Origin of the sequence: Nocardiopsis coralli (genome assembly GCF_014892575.1) — a bacterium.
Taxonomy (GTDB): Bacteria; Actinomycetota; Actinomycetes; order Streptosporangiales; family Streptosporangiaceae; genus Nocardiopsis; species Nocardiopsis coralli.
On sequence record NZ_JADBGI010000008.1, the window covers coordinates 237,237 to 256,413 of the forward strand.

At 72.0% G+C, this 19,177-nt stretch carries 14 protein-coding genes; 10 read left to right on the forward strand and 4 right to left on the reverse strand.

The annotated features are described in order from the left end of the window. Nucleotides 1-134: 134 nt before the first annotated feature. The 3 genes from wecB to IDM40_RS11570 all read left to right on the forward strand — a co-directional run bounded on the left by wecB (nt 135) and on the right by IDM40_RS11570 (nt 5,471). Entirely contained in the window at nt 135-1,247 is a 1,113-nt protein-coding gene (gene wecB, locus IDM40_RS11560; protein ID WP_193121957.1) for a non-hydrolyzing UDP-N-acetylglucosamine 2-epimerase, read from the forward strand. A 203-nt stretch (nt 1,248-1,450) separates the two neighbouring features. Next, a complete protein-coding gene (locus IDM40_RS11565) occupies nt 1,451-3,193 on the forward strand; it encodes a hypothetical protein (protein ID WP_193121958.1) in 1,743 nt (580 codons plus the stop codon). A gap of 55 nt (nt 3,194-3,248) precedes the next feature. After that, the gene (locus IDM40_RS11570; RefSeq protein ID WP_328806995.1) at nt 3,249-5,471 is read left to right on the forward strand and encodes a glycosyltransferase; all 2,223 of its coding nucleotides are present in this window, start codon (nt 3,249-3,251) and stop codon (nt 5,469-5,471) included. A 12-nt stretch (nt 5,472-5,483) separates the two neighbouring features. On the opposite strand, the gene IDM40_RS11575 is transcribed toward IDM40_RS11570, so the two are convergent. Next, a complete protein-coding gene (locus IDM40_RS11575) occupies nt 5,484-6,770 on the reverse strand; it encodes a sensor histidine kinase (RefSeq protein WP_193121959.1) in 1,287 nt (428 codons plus the stop codon). A 70-nt stretch (nt 6,771-6,840) separates the two neighbouring features. Further along, nucleotides 6,841-7,509 (reverse strand): response regulator transcription factor, encoded by a 669-nt coding sequence (locus IDM40_RS11580; RefSeq protein ID WP_026128827.1) that lies wholly within the window; start codon nt 7,507-7,509, stop codon nt 6,841-6,843. 574 nt (nt 7,510-8,083) lie between these two features. On the opposite strand from IDM40_RS11580, the gene IDM40_RS11585 reads away from it, so the two are divergent. After that, nucleotides 8,084-8,686, forward strand: coding sequence for a hypothetical protein (locus IDM40_RS11585; protein ID WP_193121960.1), 603 nt, complete (start codon nt 8,084-8,086; stop codon nt 8,684-8,686). Nucleotides 8,687-8,795: 109 nt separating this feature from the next. Here the strand turns inward: IDM40_RS11585 and IDM40_RS11590 are convergent, their stop codons facing one another. Next, complete coding sequence (locus IDM40_RS11590; RefSeq protein ID WP_193121961.1) at nt 8,796-10,652, reverse strand: bifunctional metallophosphatase/5'-nucleotidase; 1,857 nt, start codon at nt 10,650-10,652, stop codon at nt 8,796-8,798. A gap of 215 nt (nt 10,653-10,867) precedes the next feature. Between IDM40_RS11590 and IDM40_RS11595 the strand changes: the two genes are divergently transcribed. Then, entirely contained in the window at nt 10,868-11,431 is a 564-nt protein-coding gene (locus tag IDM40_RS11595) for a hypothetical protein (RefSeq protein ID WP_193121962.1), read from the forward strand. Here IDM40_RS11595 and IDM40_RS11600 read toward each other — a convergent pair. Then, on the reverse strand, nt 11,416-12,501 hold the full coding sequence (locus tag IDM40_RS11600) for a serine/threonine-protein kinase (protein WP_193121963.1): 1,086 nt from the start codon (nt 12,499-12,501) through the stop codon (nt 11,416-11,418). The genes IDM40_RS11595 and IDM40_RS11600 overlap by 16 nt on opposite strands. A 174-nt stretch (nt 12,502-12,675) precedes the next feature. Here IDM40_RS11600 and recD2 point away from each other — a divergent pair, with 174 nt between their 5' ends. From recD2 to IDM40_RS11625, 5 genes are all read left to right on the forward strand, one after another. Then, nucleotides 12,676-14,901 carry an SF1B family DNA helicase RecD2 gene (recD2, locus tag IDM40_RS11605; RefSeq protein ID WP_193121964.1) on the forward strand — a complete coding sequence of 742 codons (2,226 nt, stop codon included), beginning with the start codon at nt 12,676-12,678 and terminating at the stop codon, nt 14,899-14,901. 59 nt (nt 14,902-14,960) lie between these two features. Beyond that, nucleotides 14,961-15,380 (forward strand): (deoxy)nucleoside triphosphate pyrophosphohydrolase, encoded by a 420-nt coding sequence (locus tag IDM40_RS11610; RefSeq protein WP_193121965.1) that lies wholly within the window; start codon nt 14,961-14,963, stop codon nt 15,378-15,380. Nucleotides 15,381-15,485: 105 nt separating this feature from the next. Beyond that, nucleotides 15,486-17,378 carry a translational GTPase TypA gene (gene typA, locus IDM40_RS11615; protein ID WP_193121966.1) on the forward strand — a complete coding sequence of 631 codons (1,893 nt, stop codon included), beginning with the start codon at nt 15,486-15,488 and terminating at the stop codon, nt 17,376-17,378. 112 nt (nt 17,379-17,490) lie between these two features. Next, nucleotides 17,491-18,156, forward strand: coding sequence for a DUF6758 family protein (locus IDM40_RS11620; RefSeq protein ID WP_216630626.1), 666 nt, complete (start codon nt 17,491-17,493; stop codon nt 18,154-18,156). A gap of 48 nt (nt 18,157-18,204) precedes the next feature. Beyond that, on the forward strand, nt 18,205-19,080 hold the full coding sequence (locus tag IDM40_RS11625; protein ID WP_193121968.1) for a PHP domain-containing protein: 876 nt from the start codon (nt 18,205-18,207) through the stop codon (nt 19,078-19,080). The last annotated feature ends 97 nt before the right edge of the window (nt 19,081-19,177 follow it).

Genomic DNA, 19,177 nt, shown 5'->3' on the forward strand with positions numbered 1-19,177 from the left:
ACGCGGACGTGGCCGAGCGGTGACGCCACGGCGACACGCGGGGGACGGCTCGGGCAAGGCCCCGGGCACACCTTCGCGGACCGACCGCGGCGCCGTACCGTGACGGCCGCGCCACAGCAGAAGGAGACACAGTCGTGGCAGCGAGCGCTCCCCTAGGGACCAGGGACACCGGCATCGTGCACGTCGTCGGCGCGCGGCCCAACTTCGTCAAGGCCGCACCGGTCGTCTCCGCACTCCGCGAGCGCGGGGCGCACCAGTCCGTCGTCCATACCGGACAGCACTACGACGACCGGATGTCGGCGGTGTTCTTCCGCGACCTCGGCCTTCCCACACCCGACGTCGACCTCGGCGTCGGGTCCGGTTCGCACGCCTCCCAGACCGCCGCGCTCATGGTCGGCCTGGAGGAGGAGTTCACCCGCCGCGAGCCCGGCCTGGTCGTGGTCTACGGCGACGTGAACTCCACGGTGGCCGCCGCGCTGGTCTCCGCCAAGCTCGGTGTGCCCGTCGCACACGTCGAGGCGGGTCTGCGTTCCTTCGACAACTCCATGCCGGAGGAGATCAACCGCCGGGTCACCGACCAGCTCAGCGACCTGTGCTTCGCCACCAGCCCCGAGGCGATCGGGCACCTCGCCGACGAAGGGGTGTCCACCGACCGGGTGCACCTCGTCGGCAACCCCATGATCGACACCCTGCTCGGGAACCTGGACCGGTTCGACGCCGACGCCCTGCGCACCCGGATCGGACTGCCCGAGAGCTACGTCGCCGCCACCCTGCACCGTCCCGCCAACGTGGACGACGCCGACAACGTCGCCCGCCTCACCGGCCGCCTGCACGCCATCGCCGACCAGATCCCGGTGGTCATGCCGGTCCACCCGCGCGGCAAGGCCGCCTTCGACCGGGCCGGGCTCGGCCACCACCCCGGCGTGCAGCTGCTCGACCCGCTCGGTTACCTCGACTTCGTGGCGCTCACCCGCGGGGCGTCCGCCGTGGTCACCGACTCCGGGGGTGTGCAGGAGGAGACGACCATCCTCGGCGTGCCCTGCCTGACCCTGCGCCCCAACACCGAACGGCCGGTGACCATCACCCACGGAACCAACCAGCTCGTCACCGAGGACGACCTCGTCCAGGCGCTCACCAAGGTCCTGGACGGCCGCCCCGAGAGCCGCAGCGGCGACGACGTCCCTCCCCTGTGGGACGGCCGTTCCGGCGAACGCATCGCCGCCGTGCTGTCCGGGTGGGTCCGATGAGTCCCCGGCCCCGCACCCTCCCCCTACCAAGAACACCGGTCGAGGTGATCTCCCCTTGCCAGGCACACCAACCGTCGAGTGCGGGCGTCCCACGGGAGCCCGGGCCCGCCTGAGGCTGGGCATCCGCTCCCGGCCGGGGGCGCGCCGGTCCCACCGGCCGTCCCCGCTGATGCCGACCCGACCAGAACACAAGGTGGCAGACCGTGAAACGGCGTGAACAGAGCCAGACCGAACAGCTCCGACAGGCACTGGCCGAACGCGAGGCCCAGCTCCAGGAGGCACAGGTGCGTCTGGCCTCCCTCGAGGGTTCGACGTCGCTCCAGGTCGGCCGGGCCCTGACCAACGCCGCCAAACGCCCGGGCCGTTCACTGGTCCGCCTCCCGCGCGACCTCTACCGGCTCTGGCGGCACAGCGGCACCACCACGCACTCCCAGCGCCGGCGTGTGGAACCGGTGCGCTCCTTCGACGCCGACCGCCAGGAGGCCCGCCTCCTCAGCGGGATCGTGGGCCAGGGCGAGGACCACCTGGTCGCGGCCACCGTCGTGGGGACCGGGATCCAGCAGGCCGTCGACCCCTACCTGCGGTCGGTGCCGCTGCGCCCCCACGACGCCCAGATCGTCATGGACGGCGTCGACGTCGACCTCGTCCTCGTCTCCTCCTCGGCCGCGGCGCCGGGGTCGCCGTGGGCCCACGTCGGCGACCCCGCCGTGGCCGACCGGACCCGCGCCCTCGGCTGGGTGCTGGAGTCGGCCGCCTCCCGCGGGATCCCCGCCGTGCTCCTCGAGGACGGGCCGACCCCGCCCGCCCTGCGCGAGCTCGGCTTCAACCGCATCCACCAGGGCGACGCCGGTGTACCCCTCCACCTGTTCAACCCCGTCGCCGCCGACCTCGCGTCCGGGGCGGAGGCGGTCTTCGTGCGCGGCGACACGTCCGACCGGGTCCCCGACGTGCTCGCCGACCTGGGCGTGCGTGTGGTCGACGCGGACGCCCCGGACCTCGCCGAGGCCCTGCGCGCCGCCAACGTCGCGGTCGTCCCGGGCAGCGGACCCGTGAGCGGACCCCTGCACCGCCGGGCCCGCGCCTGCGGGACCCGCACCGTCACCCACTCCGCCGCGGCCGCCCTGGCCGGGGAGGAGGACCTCGCCGTGTCCGTCCCGCGCCTGCGCGCCGACGCACCCACCGCGGTCGAACAGCGCGAGATGCTGCGCGGGGTGTTCCTCGACGAGGCCACACCCGTGCGCCTGGCCGAGGTGCTCGGCGGGCTGGAGTTCCCGCCCGGGACCCCCGGCACCGAAATGCCCCTGCGCGGGCGTGCGGTGGCGGTCCTGGCCGACCCCGCCGGCGAGGCCGAGGCCGACCAGCTCGCCGACGACGTGCTGCGTTCGCGCCTGCGCCCGGCCGAGGTCGTCGTCCCGGGTGCCGCGGCCCGCCTGGCCGGGATCCGGCGCCTGCGCGCGGAGGGCCTGACCGTCCGCACCGCACGCTTCACCGCACCCGACACCCCCGAGGAACTCACCCGCACCGCCGCCCGCTCCGACGGGTTCGCCGTCGAACGCTGGGCGGTGCTGGCCGCCCGCGCCACGGCCCGGTGGGCCCACCCCTGGACCGCGCCCCTGGGAGAGCACCGCCTCGCCGACCTGGTGTGCGCGGCCGAGTGCTCCGGAGCCGACGCCGTCGGCGCCCGCCCCAGGAGCGCCGACCCCGAGGAGACCGGCGATCGCGGTTTCTTCGACCGGCCCCGGACCGAGGGCGGACAGTACGTGTTCGTCAGCGAGATCAGACCGGAACTGGCCCGCGCGTCCTTGCTCCTGCAGGGGTGGCCCCCGGGACAGTGGTACCGGCGAGGCAGCCGCCTGCTCGCCCTGGGACCGGAGAACGGCCCCGGCCGCTCCTCCGGCGCCGACGGCACCACCCACACCTCCGCAGACGCGGGCGCCGTCGGTTGACCGGCGGGAACGCCGGCCGCCCCAGGGCAACCCGAAAGCATCCGAAGGGAAGATCGTGAGTACTCCTCCTCCGCGCGCGCTCCTGTACGGGGACGTGGACCTCAACATCATCGACGGTTCCGCGATCTGGGCCCAGTCGATGGCGCAGGCCCTGGCCGCCGCGGGCTGCGAGGTCACCGTGCTGCTCAAAGCGCCCGTGCGCACCGACCGGCTCACGGAACCGCTGACCCGTACCCCCGGTGTGCGCCTCCTGCGCCCCTACGAGGACAAGCTGCTCGGCGACCTCGGCCCGCGCGGGCTCACCCCGGAGCAGGCCGTGGGCCTCATGCGCGACCGGCACGCCCGTACCCCCTTCGACCTGGTCGTGGTGCGCGGCCGCCGCCTCGCCGGGCTGGCCGCGCAGGAGGAGTCCCTGGCCGGGCGGCTGTGGACCTACCTCACCGACTTCCCCCACAGCGTCGGGGAACTGGGCGCCTCCGCCACGACCGAGCTCACCGAGATCGCCGTGGCCTCCCGGTTCCTCCTGTGCCAGACCGAGGAGATGCGGGCGTTCCTGGAGTCGAACGTGCCCGCCGTGTGCGGGCGTGCCGAACTCTTCCCCCCGGTGGTCGTGGTGCCCGAGGGCGTCCGGGCCGACGGCGAGGTGCACGCCAGCGCCCGCCTGGCCTACACGGGCAAGTTCGCCCCCCTGTGGAACACCCTGGAGATGACCGAGCTGCCCGAGGCGCTCTCCCGCCGGGGGGTGGACTCCGAGGTCGTCATGATCGGCGACAAGATCCACTCCGAACCGGCCGAGTGGGCCAAGCGCATGCGCCGTGCCCTGGAGACCACCCCGGGCGTTGACTGGCGCGGCGGTATGTCGCGGGCCGAGGCACTGACCCAGTCGGCCGAGTGCGGGTTCGGGCTGTCCTGGCGCGACCCGTCCATGGACGCCAGCCTCGAACTGTCGACCAAGGTCCTCGAACTGGGTGCGCTGGGCCTGCCGGTGGTGCTGAACCGGACCCCCATGCACGAGAACCTGCTGGGCGCCGACTACCCGCTCTTCGCCGACGAGGACCTGGACTCGGTCGCCGACGTGGTCGCCCGGGCCCACACCGACCGTGCCGTCTACGCCGACGCTGCCGAGCGGTGCCGTTCCGCCGCGGCCGAGCACACCCTGGACCGGGCCGCCGAACGCCTGCGCGGCCTGCTCGACGAGGCGCTCCCGCCCGCACCGGCCGGTACCGACACCCAGCGTCCGCTCAAGGTCGTCATCGCCGGGCACGACATGAAGTTCTTCACCAGGCTGGCCGAGTACCTGGACTCCCTGCCCGGGCTGGACGTGCGTATGGACGAGTGGGAGGGCCTGCGCACCCACGACCAGTACCGGTCCCGTGAGCTCGCCGCCTGGGCCGACGTGGTCATCTGCGAGTGGTGCGGCCCCAACGCCCTCTTCTACTCCAAGTGGAAGCGCCCCGGCCAGCGCCTCATCGTGCGCCTGCACCGGTTCGAGCTGTACGCGGAGTGGCCGCGCAAGCTCGACATCGACAAGGTCGACGCCGTCGTCTGCGTGAGTCCCCACTACGCGTCCCTGACCAGGGAGCTCACCGGCTGGCCCGCCGACAAGGTCGTGGTCCTGCCCAATTGGGTCGACGAACGGCAACTCGACCGGCCCAAGCTCGCCGGGACCGAGTTCTCCCTCGGCATGATCGGGATCGCACCCTCGCGCAAGCGCATGGACCGCGCCCTGGACGTGCTCGCCGAACTGCGCCGCCTCGAACCCCGCTTCACCCTCTCCATCAAGAGCAAGCACCCCTGGGACTACTGGTGGGTGTGGAACCGGCCCGAGGAACGCTCCTTCTTCGAGCAGTCCTACCGCCGTATCCAGCGCGACGAGGCCCTGGCAGGCGCGGTGGTCTTCGACCCGTTCGGGCCCGACGTGGCAACCTGGCTGCGCAGGATCGGGTTCACGCTCTCCACCAGCGACGACGAGTCCTTCCACCTGGCCCCGGCCGAGTGCGCCACCTCCGGCGGGGTACCGGCCGTGCTGCCCTGGCCCGGCGCCGACACCATCTACGACACCGAGTGGATCCACGAGGACCCGGTCGCCATGGCCGAGGCGATCCACGCGGTGGTGGCCGACGGCCGGTTCACCGAGACCGCCGAGCGGGCACGCGCCCAGATCGTGGGCTCCTACGGGCTGGGACGGGTGCGGTCGCTGTGGACCGACCTCGTGGTGAGCGGCAAGCGTCCCGAGGGAACGGAGGCGCCGGCCGCGGCCGCGACCCCGTCGCCCTGACCGGGGGAGGGGTCAGACGGGGCCGGTCATCTTCGACAGGCCCCCGGCCCCCGCCGGCAGGAACAGCGCGAACGTGGCCGGGTGGGTCTGCACGAGTTCGATGCGCGCGCCCTCCGACTCGGCGATGTGCCGGGCCAGCGCCAGACCCAGGCCGGTCCCGTCGCCGCCGCTCACCTCACGGTCGAAGATGCGGCCGGACAGGTGGTCGGGCACGCCCTCGCCCTCGTCGCTGACCTCGATGCGCACGGAGTGGCCGGTGTCGATGCGCCGGAGCGTCACCGTTCCGGCGCCGTGTTTGTAGGCGTTCTCGACCAGGGTCGCGAGGATCTGCGCGAGGTCGGCGGGCACCGTCATCGCGGTCAGCCCGGAGTCGCCGACCACGAGCAGGCGGCGGCGTTCCTGCTGGAAGACGGGGGCCCACTCGGCCTGGAGGTTGTTGAAGACCGGGTCGAGCTCGACCGGCTCGACCTCGGGGTTCTGGCTCTTGCGGGCCCGGCCCAGGAGGCTCTCGACGGTCTCCACGAGGCGTTCGGTCTGGGTGAGGGCGGCCTCGCCCTCCTCCCGCACGAGCTGTGGGTCGTCGGCCACCTGGATGATCTCCTCCAGGCGCATGGTCAGAGCGGTGAGGGGTGTGCGCAGCTGGTGTGAGGCGTCGGTGGCGAAGTGGCGTTCGGTGGCGATGAGGCCCGCGATGCGTTCGGCGCTGCGGTCCAGCACCTCGGCGACGCGGTCGGCCTCGGGGATCCCGTAGCGGTGGCCCCACGGGGTGGCCACACCCGAACCGAGGCGTTCCGCGGTGGCGGCCAGGTCCATCAGCGGCAGAGTGAGGCGCCTGGCCTGGAACATCGAGAGCCCCACCGCCACACCGATCGCCAGCAGTGACAGGGAGGCGATGCCCAACCAGGCGCGGATCACGCTGTTCTGGTAGTCGTCGGCGGCCGCCCAGACCTCGACGTGGGTGTCGCGCCCGGTCGTGGTCGTCCCCAACAGGGTGTTCGGGGACTCGGGCGCATCGGGGTCCAGGGCGGGATCCCCGGCCGTCACGGGTTCCGAGCCGGCCGCGGGCGTCACGCGGATGTGCCGCCGCGGGTAGTCCTGGTCGAACCTGGCCGTGTCGATCTCGTCCTGGAGCTCCAGCATCGTGTCGCTCTCGGCGCCGATCAACTCCGCCTCGCCCTGCAGCTGGCGGGCGGCCTCCTCGTGGATGAGCTGATAGGTCAGCGCGCCCAGGGGCAGCCCGAGCAGCATGACGGCGATGACGGTCACCACCAGTGTGGAGAAAACCATCCGCCTGCGCATGTCACCTCATGAACGTCCGACCCCGGAAGCGGTCGACCGGCGCCGAGTGCGTCGCATCCGGAAGATCGTGTCAGTCTCGCTCGAACCGGAAGCCGACCCCGCGCACGGTCGTGATGTACGACGGCTGGTTCGCGTCGTCCCCGAGCTTGCGCCGCAGCCAGGAGATGTGCATGTCCAGGGTCTTGGTCGAGCCCCACCAGTTGGTGTCCCACACCTCCCGCATGATCTGTTCCCGGGTGACCACCTTTCCGGCATCGCGTACGAGCACGCGCAGCAGGTCGAACTCCTTCGTGGTCAGCTGGAGTTCGCGGTCGCCCAGCCACGCGCGGCGCGAGTCGTTGTCGATCCGCACCCCGTGCACGACCGGCACCTCGGCGCCGCCCCGGCGCAGCAGGGCCCTGACGCGTGCCAGGAGCTCGGCCAGTCGGAACGGCTTCGTGACGTAGTCGTCGGCGCCGGCGTCCAGGCCGACGACGGTGTCGACCTCGTCGGCGCGGGCGGTCAGGATGAGGATCGGCGTTCCGTGGCCTTCGGCGCGCAGACGCCGTGCCACTTCCAGGCCGTCCATTTCGGGCAGCCCGAGATCCAGCACCATGAGGTCGATGTCTCCCGCACGGGCACGGTCGAGTGTCTCAATGCCGTTGACGGTCACGTCCACCGTATAGCCCTCGCGGCGGAGTGCGCGCGCGAGGGGCTCGGAGATCGAGACATCGTCTTCGGCCAGCAAAACGCAGGTCATGCTGCCGATCGTAGATCTGGGGTGGCGCATTTCCCTATTATGCGCGCCGGATGCCCCAAGGTTGGCCGAAAATGCGCTAATCACATACCTGACGAAAGGTGCAATTGGCCGGTATGTGCCTTTTCTTTGCACTTTGTTGGCGAAACTGGGAAACTGGGGCCGGCGTCAGGGGCGGAACCCCCACCGGATCGTCCTCACCCGGCGCCGTCCCTGCCTGAACGCACCACGAGGAGCCTGCCCAGTGAACCCCCACCACATGCCCGGCCCGGACGGGGGCGGACACGACCCCTACGCCCACGGGACCCCAGAAGGCCCGGGCGCCCCCTCTCCGTACGCGCCCCAGGGGTATCCGCAGCAGCCGGGCGGGGGAGCCGGGCACGCGGCGCCCCAGGGCCCGCCCCAGCCCGGAGGCGGAGCGGGGATGCCGCCCCAGGGTCCCCCGCCCCAGGGCCCGCCGCCGCAGGGCCCCTACGGTCCGCAGGGCCCGCAGGGTCCGCCCCCGCACGGCCCCGGTGGTCCGGGCGGTCCGGGTGCCCCGGGCGGACCGGGTGGCCCCGGACGTTACGGCGCCGGCATGATCGCCGTCCTCACCGTGATCGCCGTGCTCGCCGGGGCGACCGTCGTCGGCGGCACCCTGCTCGCCGGCAACGCTGTCACCTCCGCGGTCGCCGAGGACGACGAGACCGACGAACCCACCGACGGCCCCTCGGAGTCGCCCACCGACGAGGACACCCCCACCACGAGGCCGTCCCCGACGCCCACACCCACAGAGGAGCCCACCCCGACCGAGGAACCCTCGCCCACGGAGGAGCCCGAGGAACTGCTCACGGCCGAGGAGGTCGTCAACGAGCTGCGCAGTGATCACGACATCGAGCAGCGGTTCGACACCACCGAGGACGTGTGCGAGGAGGAATCGGACGAGGACGACCCCCTGGGTGACCTCTTCAGCTGCTCCAGCGCCATGGACACCGACCTCGTGCGTGTCATCGCCTTCGACAACGCCATCGTGGCCGGCTCCGTGAGCCAGAACATGGAGGACAACCTCGACGACGGCGACGCGATCGACGTCACCGACGCCTGCCACGTGGTGCTGGTCTGGTTCGAGGAGAACAACACCGACCAGGACCAGCGCGACACCATCGCCGACGACGCCACCGAGGCCATCGGCTGCCCCTGACCGGCGACGGCGATCACCGGGCAGGGCCCTCACACAGCGGGGCCCGCCCCACCGGAACGCACCGGCGGGGCGGGCCCCGTTCGTGTCGTCACACCGCGCTCACGCGGTCTCAGGCGCCGGGCTCACCGCCGTCCTCGGGCTCGGTGGCCTCCTCGCCCTCGACGATGCGGCCGGAACCGCCCTCGGGGTAGTCGGCCTCGGAGACCACACCCTCCAGGGTCCCGGTCAGCCGGTCCTCGAGCGCGGCCTGGTAGGTCGAGCCCACCACGGTGAAGTCCGCGCCGCGGAAGGGGTAGGAGTCCCCTCCCGCCGCGGAGAAGTCGTTGGTGGCCACGGAGACCGGGTCGCCGTCCACCACCTCGCCCTCCTCGACGATCACGGTGCCGTCGTGCAGGACCGCGCTGCGCACGCGTGTGCCCTCGGTCAGGACCTCGCCGTCCTCGTCGACCTCCTGGGCCGTGCCCTCAGGGTCGTAGGCGAAGTTGACCCCGCCGACCTGCATGAACGCGCCGTCGGCGTTGGGCAGGGCGGACACCCCGTGCTCGAGCAGCTCCTTGATCTGGTCGCGCGGCACCTCGGGGACCACCGCGACCTGGTTGGCGAACGCAGCGACCGAGTAGGTGTCCAGCGCCGTCACCGGGCCGGCCGGGAGCACCGAGCTGTTGCGGATGCCGCCGCCGTTCTGGATCCCGATCTGCGGCTCGGGGACCTGGTACTCCTCGGCGTTCTCCTGCCCGGTCTCCAACAGGGAGTCGGCCAGGAGGTTGCCCAGGTTGGTCTCCTGGGTCCGCACACCCGGGTCCTGGCGGCCGTCGAGGTCGACCTCGCTCTGCGCCACCTCGGTCTCGGCGAGCTCGGCCACGTGATCGGCGACCGGCTCGGTCACCTCCTCCTGCACCCGCGGGTCGGGCTCCACCGAGTCGTCGACCACGACGGGGCCGGAACGGTCGGAGATCGAGACCAGGTTCCCGTCGGCGTCGAAGTTGGCGACCAGGCGGCCCACGTACTTGTAGTCCGCACCGGCCGTGACGATCGGGACGTCGGCGCCGTCGGCGTCCTCGGTGATCAGCGGGTAGGACAGCGGATCACCGGAACCGGGGTGCTCGGTGACCTCGTCGCCGGGCACCAGGGCGTCGTCCTCGCCGGCCATGACCTCGTGGCCGCCGCCGGCGACCATGGCGTCGACACCGCTCAGCTCGGCGGCGACCGCCTCCTCGTTGGTGATGTCCTGCAGGTGGGAGACGGTGATGATCTTGTCGACACCGTCCCCGGCCAGGCGGTCCACCTCGTCCTGGACCGGGCCGGCGACCTCGTCCACGACCACGTCGCGCGGGCTGGAGATCGCCTCCAGGTCCGGGTAGAGGGCACCGACCACGCCGATCTGCTCGCCCTCGACGTCGAGCACGGTGCTCGGGGCGATCCGGCCCTCCTCCTCGAGCGCGGCCAACTCCGGCTCGCCGGACACGTCGACGTTGGCGGCCACCACCGGGGTCCCCTCCGGCAGCTCACCGATGAACTCGGCGTACACGTCGGGGCCGAAGTCGAACTCGTGGTTGCCCATCGAGACCGCGTCGTACTCGGCGTACCCGGCGGCGATCGCGTCGTAGAAGGGGGCGCCCTCCTCCTGCGAGGCGGCGAACTCCGGCCCCGGAAGGTACATGTCGCCGGCGTTCACCGCGACCACACCGCGGTGGTCGGACTCGTCCTCGCCCGCACCGTCCCCGGCCGCCTCGGCCGTACGGAGCTCGTCGAGCAGGGTCGTGTACCGGGCGGCACCGCCGAAGTCCTCTTCCCCGGACGCGTGCAGGAGCTGGGACTCGGGGTCGTTGCCGTGCAGGAGGGTGAGCGTGAAGTCCGCTTCCCCGGCCGGGTCCTGCTCCGGCTCGGCGGACGCGGCCTGCGCCGATGGCACCACCAGGGCACCGCTCAACAGCAGCGCGCCGGACGCGCGCACGAATCTGGACATCCGTGTGACTCCTCTGGGGAATGTGGGGGCGGGGGAGGGTTCACCCTAAGACGCGGGGACCGGGGAAGCACGGCCCCCGCGGTTACGATTTGCAGAACCCGCGGTTGCGGCGGCGGTTTCCGACATCGCCCCGGGGGACCGGCCTCGCTGTCCCGCCGGGCGCCGCACGCCTACCATGGAAGCGAAAGCTCGCGCCGAACTCCCTCGGAGGACCCGTGTTTCCCTCTGGCCACGACCCGAACGACCACGACGGGGCCCGGGGCGGGGGCGACGTTCCGCCGCAGGGAGGATTCTCCGGCCTGGACGCGCACCTCAACGCGATGCGGCCCGACGCACCCACCCCCAAGAAGGTCATGGTCGTGCGCACGCTCATGTTCATCGGGGGCGCCTGCGGCCTCGGCATGGCCCTGATGGTGCTGCTGTCGCTGAGCACACCCGAGGAGGCCATGCGCGAGGCCTTCGCCGAGCAGGAGCGCCTCATGGCCGAGGAGGGCATGGAGGTCGACATCGACGTCGGCTACATGCGTTCCCTCATGGCCAACCTGCTCGCCGTCACCGGTATCTACGGCGCGCTGTCGGTGCTCCTGGCGAGCCGGATCCGCAACCGCACCGTCGGCGTCTTCTGGGGCGTCGTGCTGTTCCAGGGCCTGGCCGCCGCGGTGCTCGTGTTCGCCCTGTTCGCCGGCGACTTCCTGATGCTGATCCCGCTGGGCTTCACCATCACGATGATCGTGTTCATGATGTCCAAGGAGAGCCGCGCCCACTACGGGCTGCTCTGACCCGCGGCCCGCGCCCTGCGCCGCGGCAGGCGGGGCGGGCGCGGAACCCGCACGTCCGCGCGGGTCCAGTGGCGTTCCATGACCCCGCGCACCGCGGCGGGGCCCAGGCCGTCGGCGATGCCGTCCTGCGGGGTACGCACCCCGCCCTGGGGGCCCTCCGACGCCAGGGCCGCGCGCAACAGCTCCACTGAGTCCGGGCGCGCGGCCGGGTCCTTGGCCATCGCCGCGCGCACCAGGCGTTCGAGCCCCGGCGGAAGGTACTCCAGGTCCGGCTCCTCGTGCACGACACGGCGGGCCATCTCCCTGACCGGGGCCCGGCCGAAGGGGTCGTGCGCTGCAGCCGCGAAGGCCACCAGCGCGCCCCACAGGAACACGTCGGAGGCCTCGGTCGTGGGTTCGTCGCGGTACTGCTCCGGGCTGATCCACCCCGGGGTGCCGCGCCGGTCGCGGTGGTCGGCCGTGCGCTCGTCGGCGAGGGACTCGGGGGAAGGGAGCCCGCGCTCGCGGTAGGCACGGCGCATCCGGCGCAGCCGAAGCCACTTCGTGGGGTCGGGCTCCTCGACCGCGTGGGCGATCCCGAAGTCGAGGATCTTCGGGCCGGCGGCCGACAGCACCACGTTCCCGGGCTTGAGGTCGCGGTGGACCACCCCGGCCGCGTGCACGTCGCGCAGCGCCTCGGCCGTGCCCACCGCCAGGCCCAGCAGCATCCCGCCGCGCATGCGCCCGAAGCGTTCCACGTGCCGGCGCAGCGGCGGACCAGGGACGTACTCGGTCACCATCCACGGCTGCTCGGACTCGACGTCGGCGTGCACGAAGCGGGCCACCGACGCGCTGTTGACCTTCGAGAGCAGGCGGGCCTCGTGTGCGAAGCGTTCCCGGAACCGGGGATCCGCAGCGTGCTCGGCGTGCACGACCTTCACCGCGAGGTACTCCTGGCCGCCGGGTGAATCGGCCGCGTAGACCACACCCATCCCGCCCGAGCCGATCCGGCCCCGCACGGCGTGGCCGCCGACCTCCTCGGGGTCCTCGGGCTCCAGACGGCTGAGTCTGCGCGCACCGCGAGCTCTCATCGGCACTCTCCCGGTTCTCTCCAGGGACGGGGGAAGGGACACCCGACACCACGGTGTCACAGCGTCCGCAGACGTCTGCGGGTGCCGTTCTCTTCACAGGTCCCGTACGCCCGGGACGCCTCTGTCGTACCGTCGGGGCACGATGGGCAACCAGGGTCGGAGAAGGAGGCACGGGTGTCGGAGCAGGGCCCCCGCGGGGCCGTCGTGCAGGGGGTCCTCGAACGTGTCACCTACGCCGACGAGGAGAACGGGTTCACCGTCGCCCGGGTCGACACCGGACGCGGGGGAGACCTGCTCACCGTGGTCGGCTCCCTGCTGGGTGTGCAACCGGGGGAGTCGCTGCGCATGCGGGGCCGGTGGGGCTCCCACCCGCAGTACGGGCGCCAGTTCCACGTCGACGACTACACGACCGTGCTGCCCGCGACCGTGCAGGGGATCCGGCGCTACCTCGGTTCCGGACTCATCAAGGGCATCGGGCCGAAGATGGCCGAACGCATCGTGGACCACTTCGGCACCGGCGCCCTCGAGGTCATCGAGGACGAACCCGACCGGCTGATCGAGGTCCCGGGCCTGGGCCCCAAGCGCACCGCGGCGATCGCCGACGCCTGGGAAGAGCAGAAGGCCATCAAGGAGGTCATGGTCTTCCTGCAGGGTGTGGAGGTCAGTACCTCCCTGGCCGTGCGCATCTACAAGAAGTACGGCGAAACCTCGATCGACGTGGTGCAGAAGGAGCCCTACCGCCTGGCCACCGACGTGTGGGGCATCGGTTTCAAGACCGCCGACACCATCGCGCAGGCGGTCGGCATCCCGCACGACAGCCCGCAACGGGTGATGGCGGGGATCCAGTTCACACTGTCGGAGTCCACCGGCGACGGCCACTGCTACCTGCCGGAGGAGCAGCTCATCGCGCAGGCCGTGAAGATCCTGTCGGTCGACTCGTCCCTGGTCATCGACTGCGTCGGTGAGCTCGTCGAGACCGAGGGCATCGCCGCCGAGACGGTTCCGGGGCCCGACGGGCTCCCCGTACGCGCCCTGTACCTGCTGCCGTTCCACCGGGCCGAGCTGGGTCTGGCCGGAGGGTTGCGCAGCCTGCTGGACGCACGGGTCGACCGCATGGCCGCCTTCGCCGGGGTGGACTGGGACGTGGTGCTCGACTGGCTGCGCACACGCACCGGCACCGACCTGGCCGAGGAACAGCAGCGTGCTGTGCGCCTCGCCCTGACCGAGCGGGTGTGCGTGCTCACCGGCGGGCCCGGGGTCGGCAAGTCCTTCACCGTCTCCTCGATCGTGACCACGGCCCTGGCCAAACACCACACGGTCGTGCTCGCCGCGCCGACCGGGAGGGCCGCCAAACGCCTGACCGAGCTCACCGGAGCCGAGGCCTCCACCGTGCACCGGCTCCTGGAACTGCGCCCCGGCGGTGAGGCCGCCCACGACCGCGACAACCCCCTCGACTGCGACCTGCTCGTGGTGGACGAGGCCTCCATGCTCGACCTGGTGCTCGCCAACAAGCTCGTGAAGGCGGTCCCGCCCGGCGCCCACCTCGTGCTCGTGGGCGACGTCGACCAACTCCCGTCCGTCGGGGCCGGGCAGGTGCTGCGCGACCTGCTCGACGACGGGACCGGGATCCCCAACGTGCGCCTGACCCACGTCTTCCGGCAGGCACAGGAATCGGGGGTGGTGACCAACGCCCACCGCGTCAACGCCGGCGAACCGCCCGTGCTGCAGGGCCTGGACGACTTCTTCCTGTTCCCCTGCGAGGACCCGGCCGAGGCCGCCGACCTCACCGTCGACGTGGTCGCCCGGCGTATCCCGCGCAGGTTCGGCCTCGACCCGCGCCGCGACGTACAGGTCCTGGCGCCGATGAAGGGCGGGCCGGCCGGGGCCGGCAACCTCAACACCGCGCTGCAGGAGGCGCTCACCCCGGCCGCCGACCACGTGCCCGAACGCCGCGTCGGCGGGCGCATCTTCCGGGTCGGCGACAAGGTCACGCAGATCCGCAACAACTACGACAAGGGCCGCAACGGGGTTTTCAACGGGACGCTCGGGGTGGTCACCGGCGTCGACGCGGTCGCACAGGAGCTCACCGTGCGCACCGACGAGGACGAGGAGGTCGGCTACGACTTCGCCGAACTCGACGAGCTCGTCCACGCCTACGCCGTCACCGTGCACCGTTCCCAGGGCAGCGAGTACCCGGCGGTGGTCGTGCCGGTGACCACCAGCGCGTGGATGATGCTGCAGCGCAATCTGCTCTACACCGCCGTCACCCGCGCCAAACGGCTCGTCGTGCTCGTGGGCTCGCGCCGGGCACTGGCGCAGGCGGTACGCAACGCCTCGTCCGGACGCCGCCACACCGCCCTGGCCCACCGGCTGCGCACGGCCGCGGACGGGCCCCGCTGAGCCGAGGTGCGGCCCTCCGTGGTCCCGCGCTGCTCCGAGGGGCCCTAGGCTGGAAGACTGTGCAAGAGACTCTCGTCGTGGTCGGCGCCGCCGTCCTCCGCAACGGCCGTGTGCTGGCGGCCCAGCGCGCCCGACCCGAGGCCCTGCGCGGCCGCTGGGAGTTCCCCGGCGGCAAGGCCCGGCCGGGGGAGGCCCCGGAGGCCGCGCTGGTCAGGGAGTGCCGCGAGGAACTGGGTGCGCACGTGCGCCCGCTCCACCAGGTAGGTCCCGACGTCCCCCTGACGGCCGTGGGACCGAGCGCCGTCCTGCGCCTGTGGACGGCCGAGCTCGTCGAGGGCGACCCCCGCCCACTGGAGCACCTGGCTCTACGGTGGCTGTCGGCCGGTGAACTGCACACGGTCGAATGGCTGCCCGCGGACCTGCCCTTCCTCGCACCGGTCGGGGCGCATCTGGCGCCGCCGGCCGCCCGGTCGGAGTGAGGCGCAGCACAGGCACCCGACCAGACACCATCCACCACATAAACTGGCGAGTGGGCCGTGGCATTCTGCGGTCTCTACCCAGTATCAGGAGATCGAGACTTACCCATGTCCAGCGCTACGCCCGTCGAGGGCTCCGCCCGCCGGAAAGACATCCGCAACGTGGCCATCGTGGCCCACGTGGACCACGGCAAGACGACCCTCGTTGACGCCATGCTCTGGCAGTCCGGTGTCTTCCGCGAGAACGAGGACGTCGACATCCGCGTCATGGACTCGGACGACCTCGAGCGCGAGAAGGGCATCACCATTCTCGCGAAGAACACCGCGGTGCACTACACCACGCCCGAGGGCGAGGACGTGGTCATCAACATCATCGACACCCCCGGCCACGCCGACTTCGGTGGCGAGGTCGAGCGCGGCCTGTCGATGGTCGACGGTGTCGTCCTGCTGGTCGACGCCAGTGAGGGCCCGCTGCCCCAGACCCGCTTCGTCCTGCGCAAGGCCCTCGCGGCCAAGCTCCCCGTCATCCTCGTGATCAACAAGGTCGACCGGCCCGACAGCCGGATCGCCGAGGTCGTGGACGACACCTACGAGCTGTTCATGGACCTGGACGCCGACGAGTCGCAGATCGAGTTCCCGATCGTCTACGCGTGCGCCCGTGACGGCAAGGCCTCCCTGGAGCGCCCCGACAACGGTTCGGTGCCGGCCAACGACAACCTGGTGCCCTTCTTCAGCACACTGCTGGACACCATCCCCGCCCCGGAGTACGTGCCCGACTCGCCCCTGCAGGCGCACGTGACCAACCTGGACGCCTCGCCGTTCCTGGGCCGCCTGGCGCTGTGCCGCATCAAGCAGGGCGAGATCCACAAGGGCCAGCAGGTGGCGTGGATCCGCACCGACGGCACCACCCAGCAGGTCAAGATCACCGAGCTGCTCAAGACCGACGGCCTCGAGCGCAAGTCCGCGGACAAGGCCGGGGCCGGCGACATCGTCGCGATCGCGGGCATCAGCGACATCATGATCGGTGAGACCCTCGCCGACCTGAACGACCCGCGCCCGCTGCCGCTCATCCAGGTCGACGAGCCGGCGATCTCGATGACGATCGGTACCAACACCTCGCCGCTGGTCGGCAAGGTCAAGGGCGCCAAGGTCACCGCGCGCCTGGTCAAGGACCGCCTCGACAAGGAGCTCGTCGGCAACGTGTCGCTGCGCGTGCTGCCCACCGAGCGCCCCGACACCTGGGAGGTGCAGGGCCGCGGCGAGCTGGCCCTGGCGATCCTGGTCGAGCAGATGCGCCGCGAGGGCTTCGAGATCACCGTCGGCAAGCCGCAGGTGGTCAGCCGCACCATCGACGGCAAGGTGCACGAGCCGGTCGAGCGACTGACCGTCGACGCCCCCGAGGACTACCTCGGCGCCATCACCCAGCTCCTCAGCGTCCGCAAGGGCCGCATGGAGAACATGGTCAACCACGGCACCGGCTGGATTCGCATGGACTGGCTCGTGCCCTCCCGCGGTCTCATCGGTTTCCGTACCGAGTTCCTCACCGAGACCCGCGGCACCGGCATCGCCCACCACGTCTTCGAGAAGTTCGAGCCGTGGTTCGGCGACCTGCGCACCCGGCCCAACGGTGCCCTGGTGGCCGACCGTGCCGGGCAGGCGATGACCTATGCGATGTTCAGCCTCCAGGAGCGCGGCGTCCTGTTCGTCGAGCCGGGCACCGAGGTCTACGAGGGCATGGTCGTCGGCGAGAACTCCCGCGCCGACGACATGGACGTGAACATCACCAAGGAGAAGAAGCTCACCAACATGCGCTCGGCCACCGGTGACGAGCTCGAGCGCCTGGTGCCGCCGCGCCACCTCTCCCTGGAGCAGGCCCTGGAGTTCTGCCGCGAGGACGAGTGCGTGGAGGTCACGCCGGACGCGGTGCGCATCCGCAAGGTGGTCCTGGACCACAAGGAGCGCGGGCGCATGGCCGCGAGCAAGAAGCGCCAGTCCTCCTAGAGGGCGCCGTCCGGGGCTGTTGACCCGGGGACGCAGGCGTATCGGGGCGGGCCGCACGGGCGGTCCGCCCCCGCGTTTTTCGCGCAGGTCACACGGGTAGACCGCAACCAGCATGAAGTCCGAGCCCTCGTGTCCCAGATGCGGGCGCGTGGTCCAGCCCCCGGGGCTGTGGACCAGCGCCTGGCAGTGCGACGCACACGGTCCCGTCGCCCCGCTCCAGCCGGTGCGGGAGCCCGGGGCCGCCTCCTTGGAGACGCTTCTTCCGCAGGCCCGTGTCCCGTTGTGGATCCCGTGGCCGTTGCCGACCGGGTGGGTGGTCACGGGGTTCGCCGAGGCCGGGGACGAACGCTCGGGCGCCGTCGCGGCCGCCGTGGCACTGTCCGGCCCAGGCCCCCTGGGCGGGGTCGGCGAGTGTGCGGTGGTCGCCGAGGACCCGGGGGTGGGCCTGGGCGCCCGCCTCGCGGGGCTCGACGGACCCGACCCGGGTGAGGGTTTCGACGGCGGGGCCCCCGACGACAAACTCCGCTTCGACGGCCACGACATCGCGCTCTGGAACCTCGACCTCGGGCGCGGCCGGGCCGTCTACACCGGTGAGGCGCTCGCCCACTGGTTGTGGATCATCTTCGCCGACGCCGACACCGGCATGCTCATGGGCGAGATCCACGCGCTCAGGGACCTGCGCGGCATCAACGACGGGGGCGTGTCACTGGAGCCCCCGTTCGGTGCGTTGAGCCCCTTTCTGGTCGGAGAGCTCGCCGCCCGGGAGGAAACGGACTAGCCGCATCTGGCCCGGGGGTGTGGGGCACCCCTTACGTACAATCGCCCGGTGACACGTATCGACCTGCACTCCCACAGCTCTGTCTCCGACGGGACCGACACCCCCGCCGAAGTCGTCGACCACGCGGTCGCCGCCGGTCTGGACGTGCTCGCCCTGACCGATCACGACACCGTCGGCGGGATCGAGGAGGCCGCCGAGCACCTGCCTCCCGGTCTCACCCTCGTCCCCGGCATGGAGCTGTCGTGCGCCCACGCCGGGTCGAGCGTGCACCTGGTGTCCTACCTCTTCGACCCAGGGGACCCGGGGCTGCTCGCCGAACTGCGCAGAGTGCGGTCGGACCGCGCCTCCCGCGCCCGCGAGATGGTCGGGAAACTGCAGGCGCACGGGGTCGAGGTCGAGTGGGAACGGGTCCTGGAGATCGCCGGGGCCGGCAAGGACGAGTACGCCGACGCCAACACCATCGGCCGCCCGCACCTGGCGCGCGCCATCGTCGAGGCCGGTGCGGCCCGGGACGTGCAGGACGCCTTCGACCGGTGGATCGGCTCGGGCGGGCCCGCCTACGCCTCGCGGTACGCCATCGACCCCGTGCGCGCGGTCGAACTGGTGCGCGCCGCGGGCGGTGTGTGTTCCCTGGCCCACCCCGGCCGGGCCGAGGGTGCCCTCAACGGCGCGGTCCCCCCGGACCTGGTCGAACGCATGGCCGAGGCCGGGCTCGGCGGGATCGAGGCCGACCATCCCTCGCACAAACGCCGCGAGGCCCGGTACTGGCGCGGGGTCGCCGACGACCTCGGGGTGGTCGTCACCGGTTCCAGTGACGACCACGGTGCCCTGACCGGCCACCGCCTCGGCCGCTGCACCACCGCCCCCGAGGCCTTCGAACGCCTCGTCGGGCCCGCTACCGGGGCCTCCCTCATCCGGGGGTGAACGGTCAGCACCGGACGGTTCGGTACGGTACGGACCACTGCGCGGGCGCGCCACAATGGGTCGCAGCGTGAAAACCCGTACCCGGACGATGCGAGAG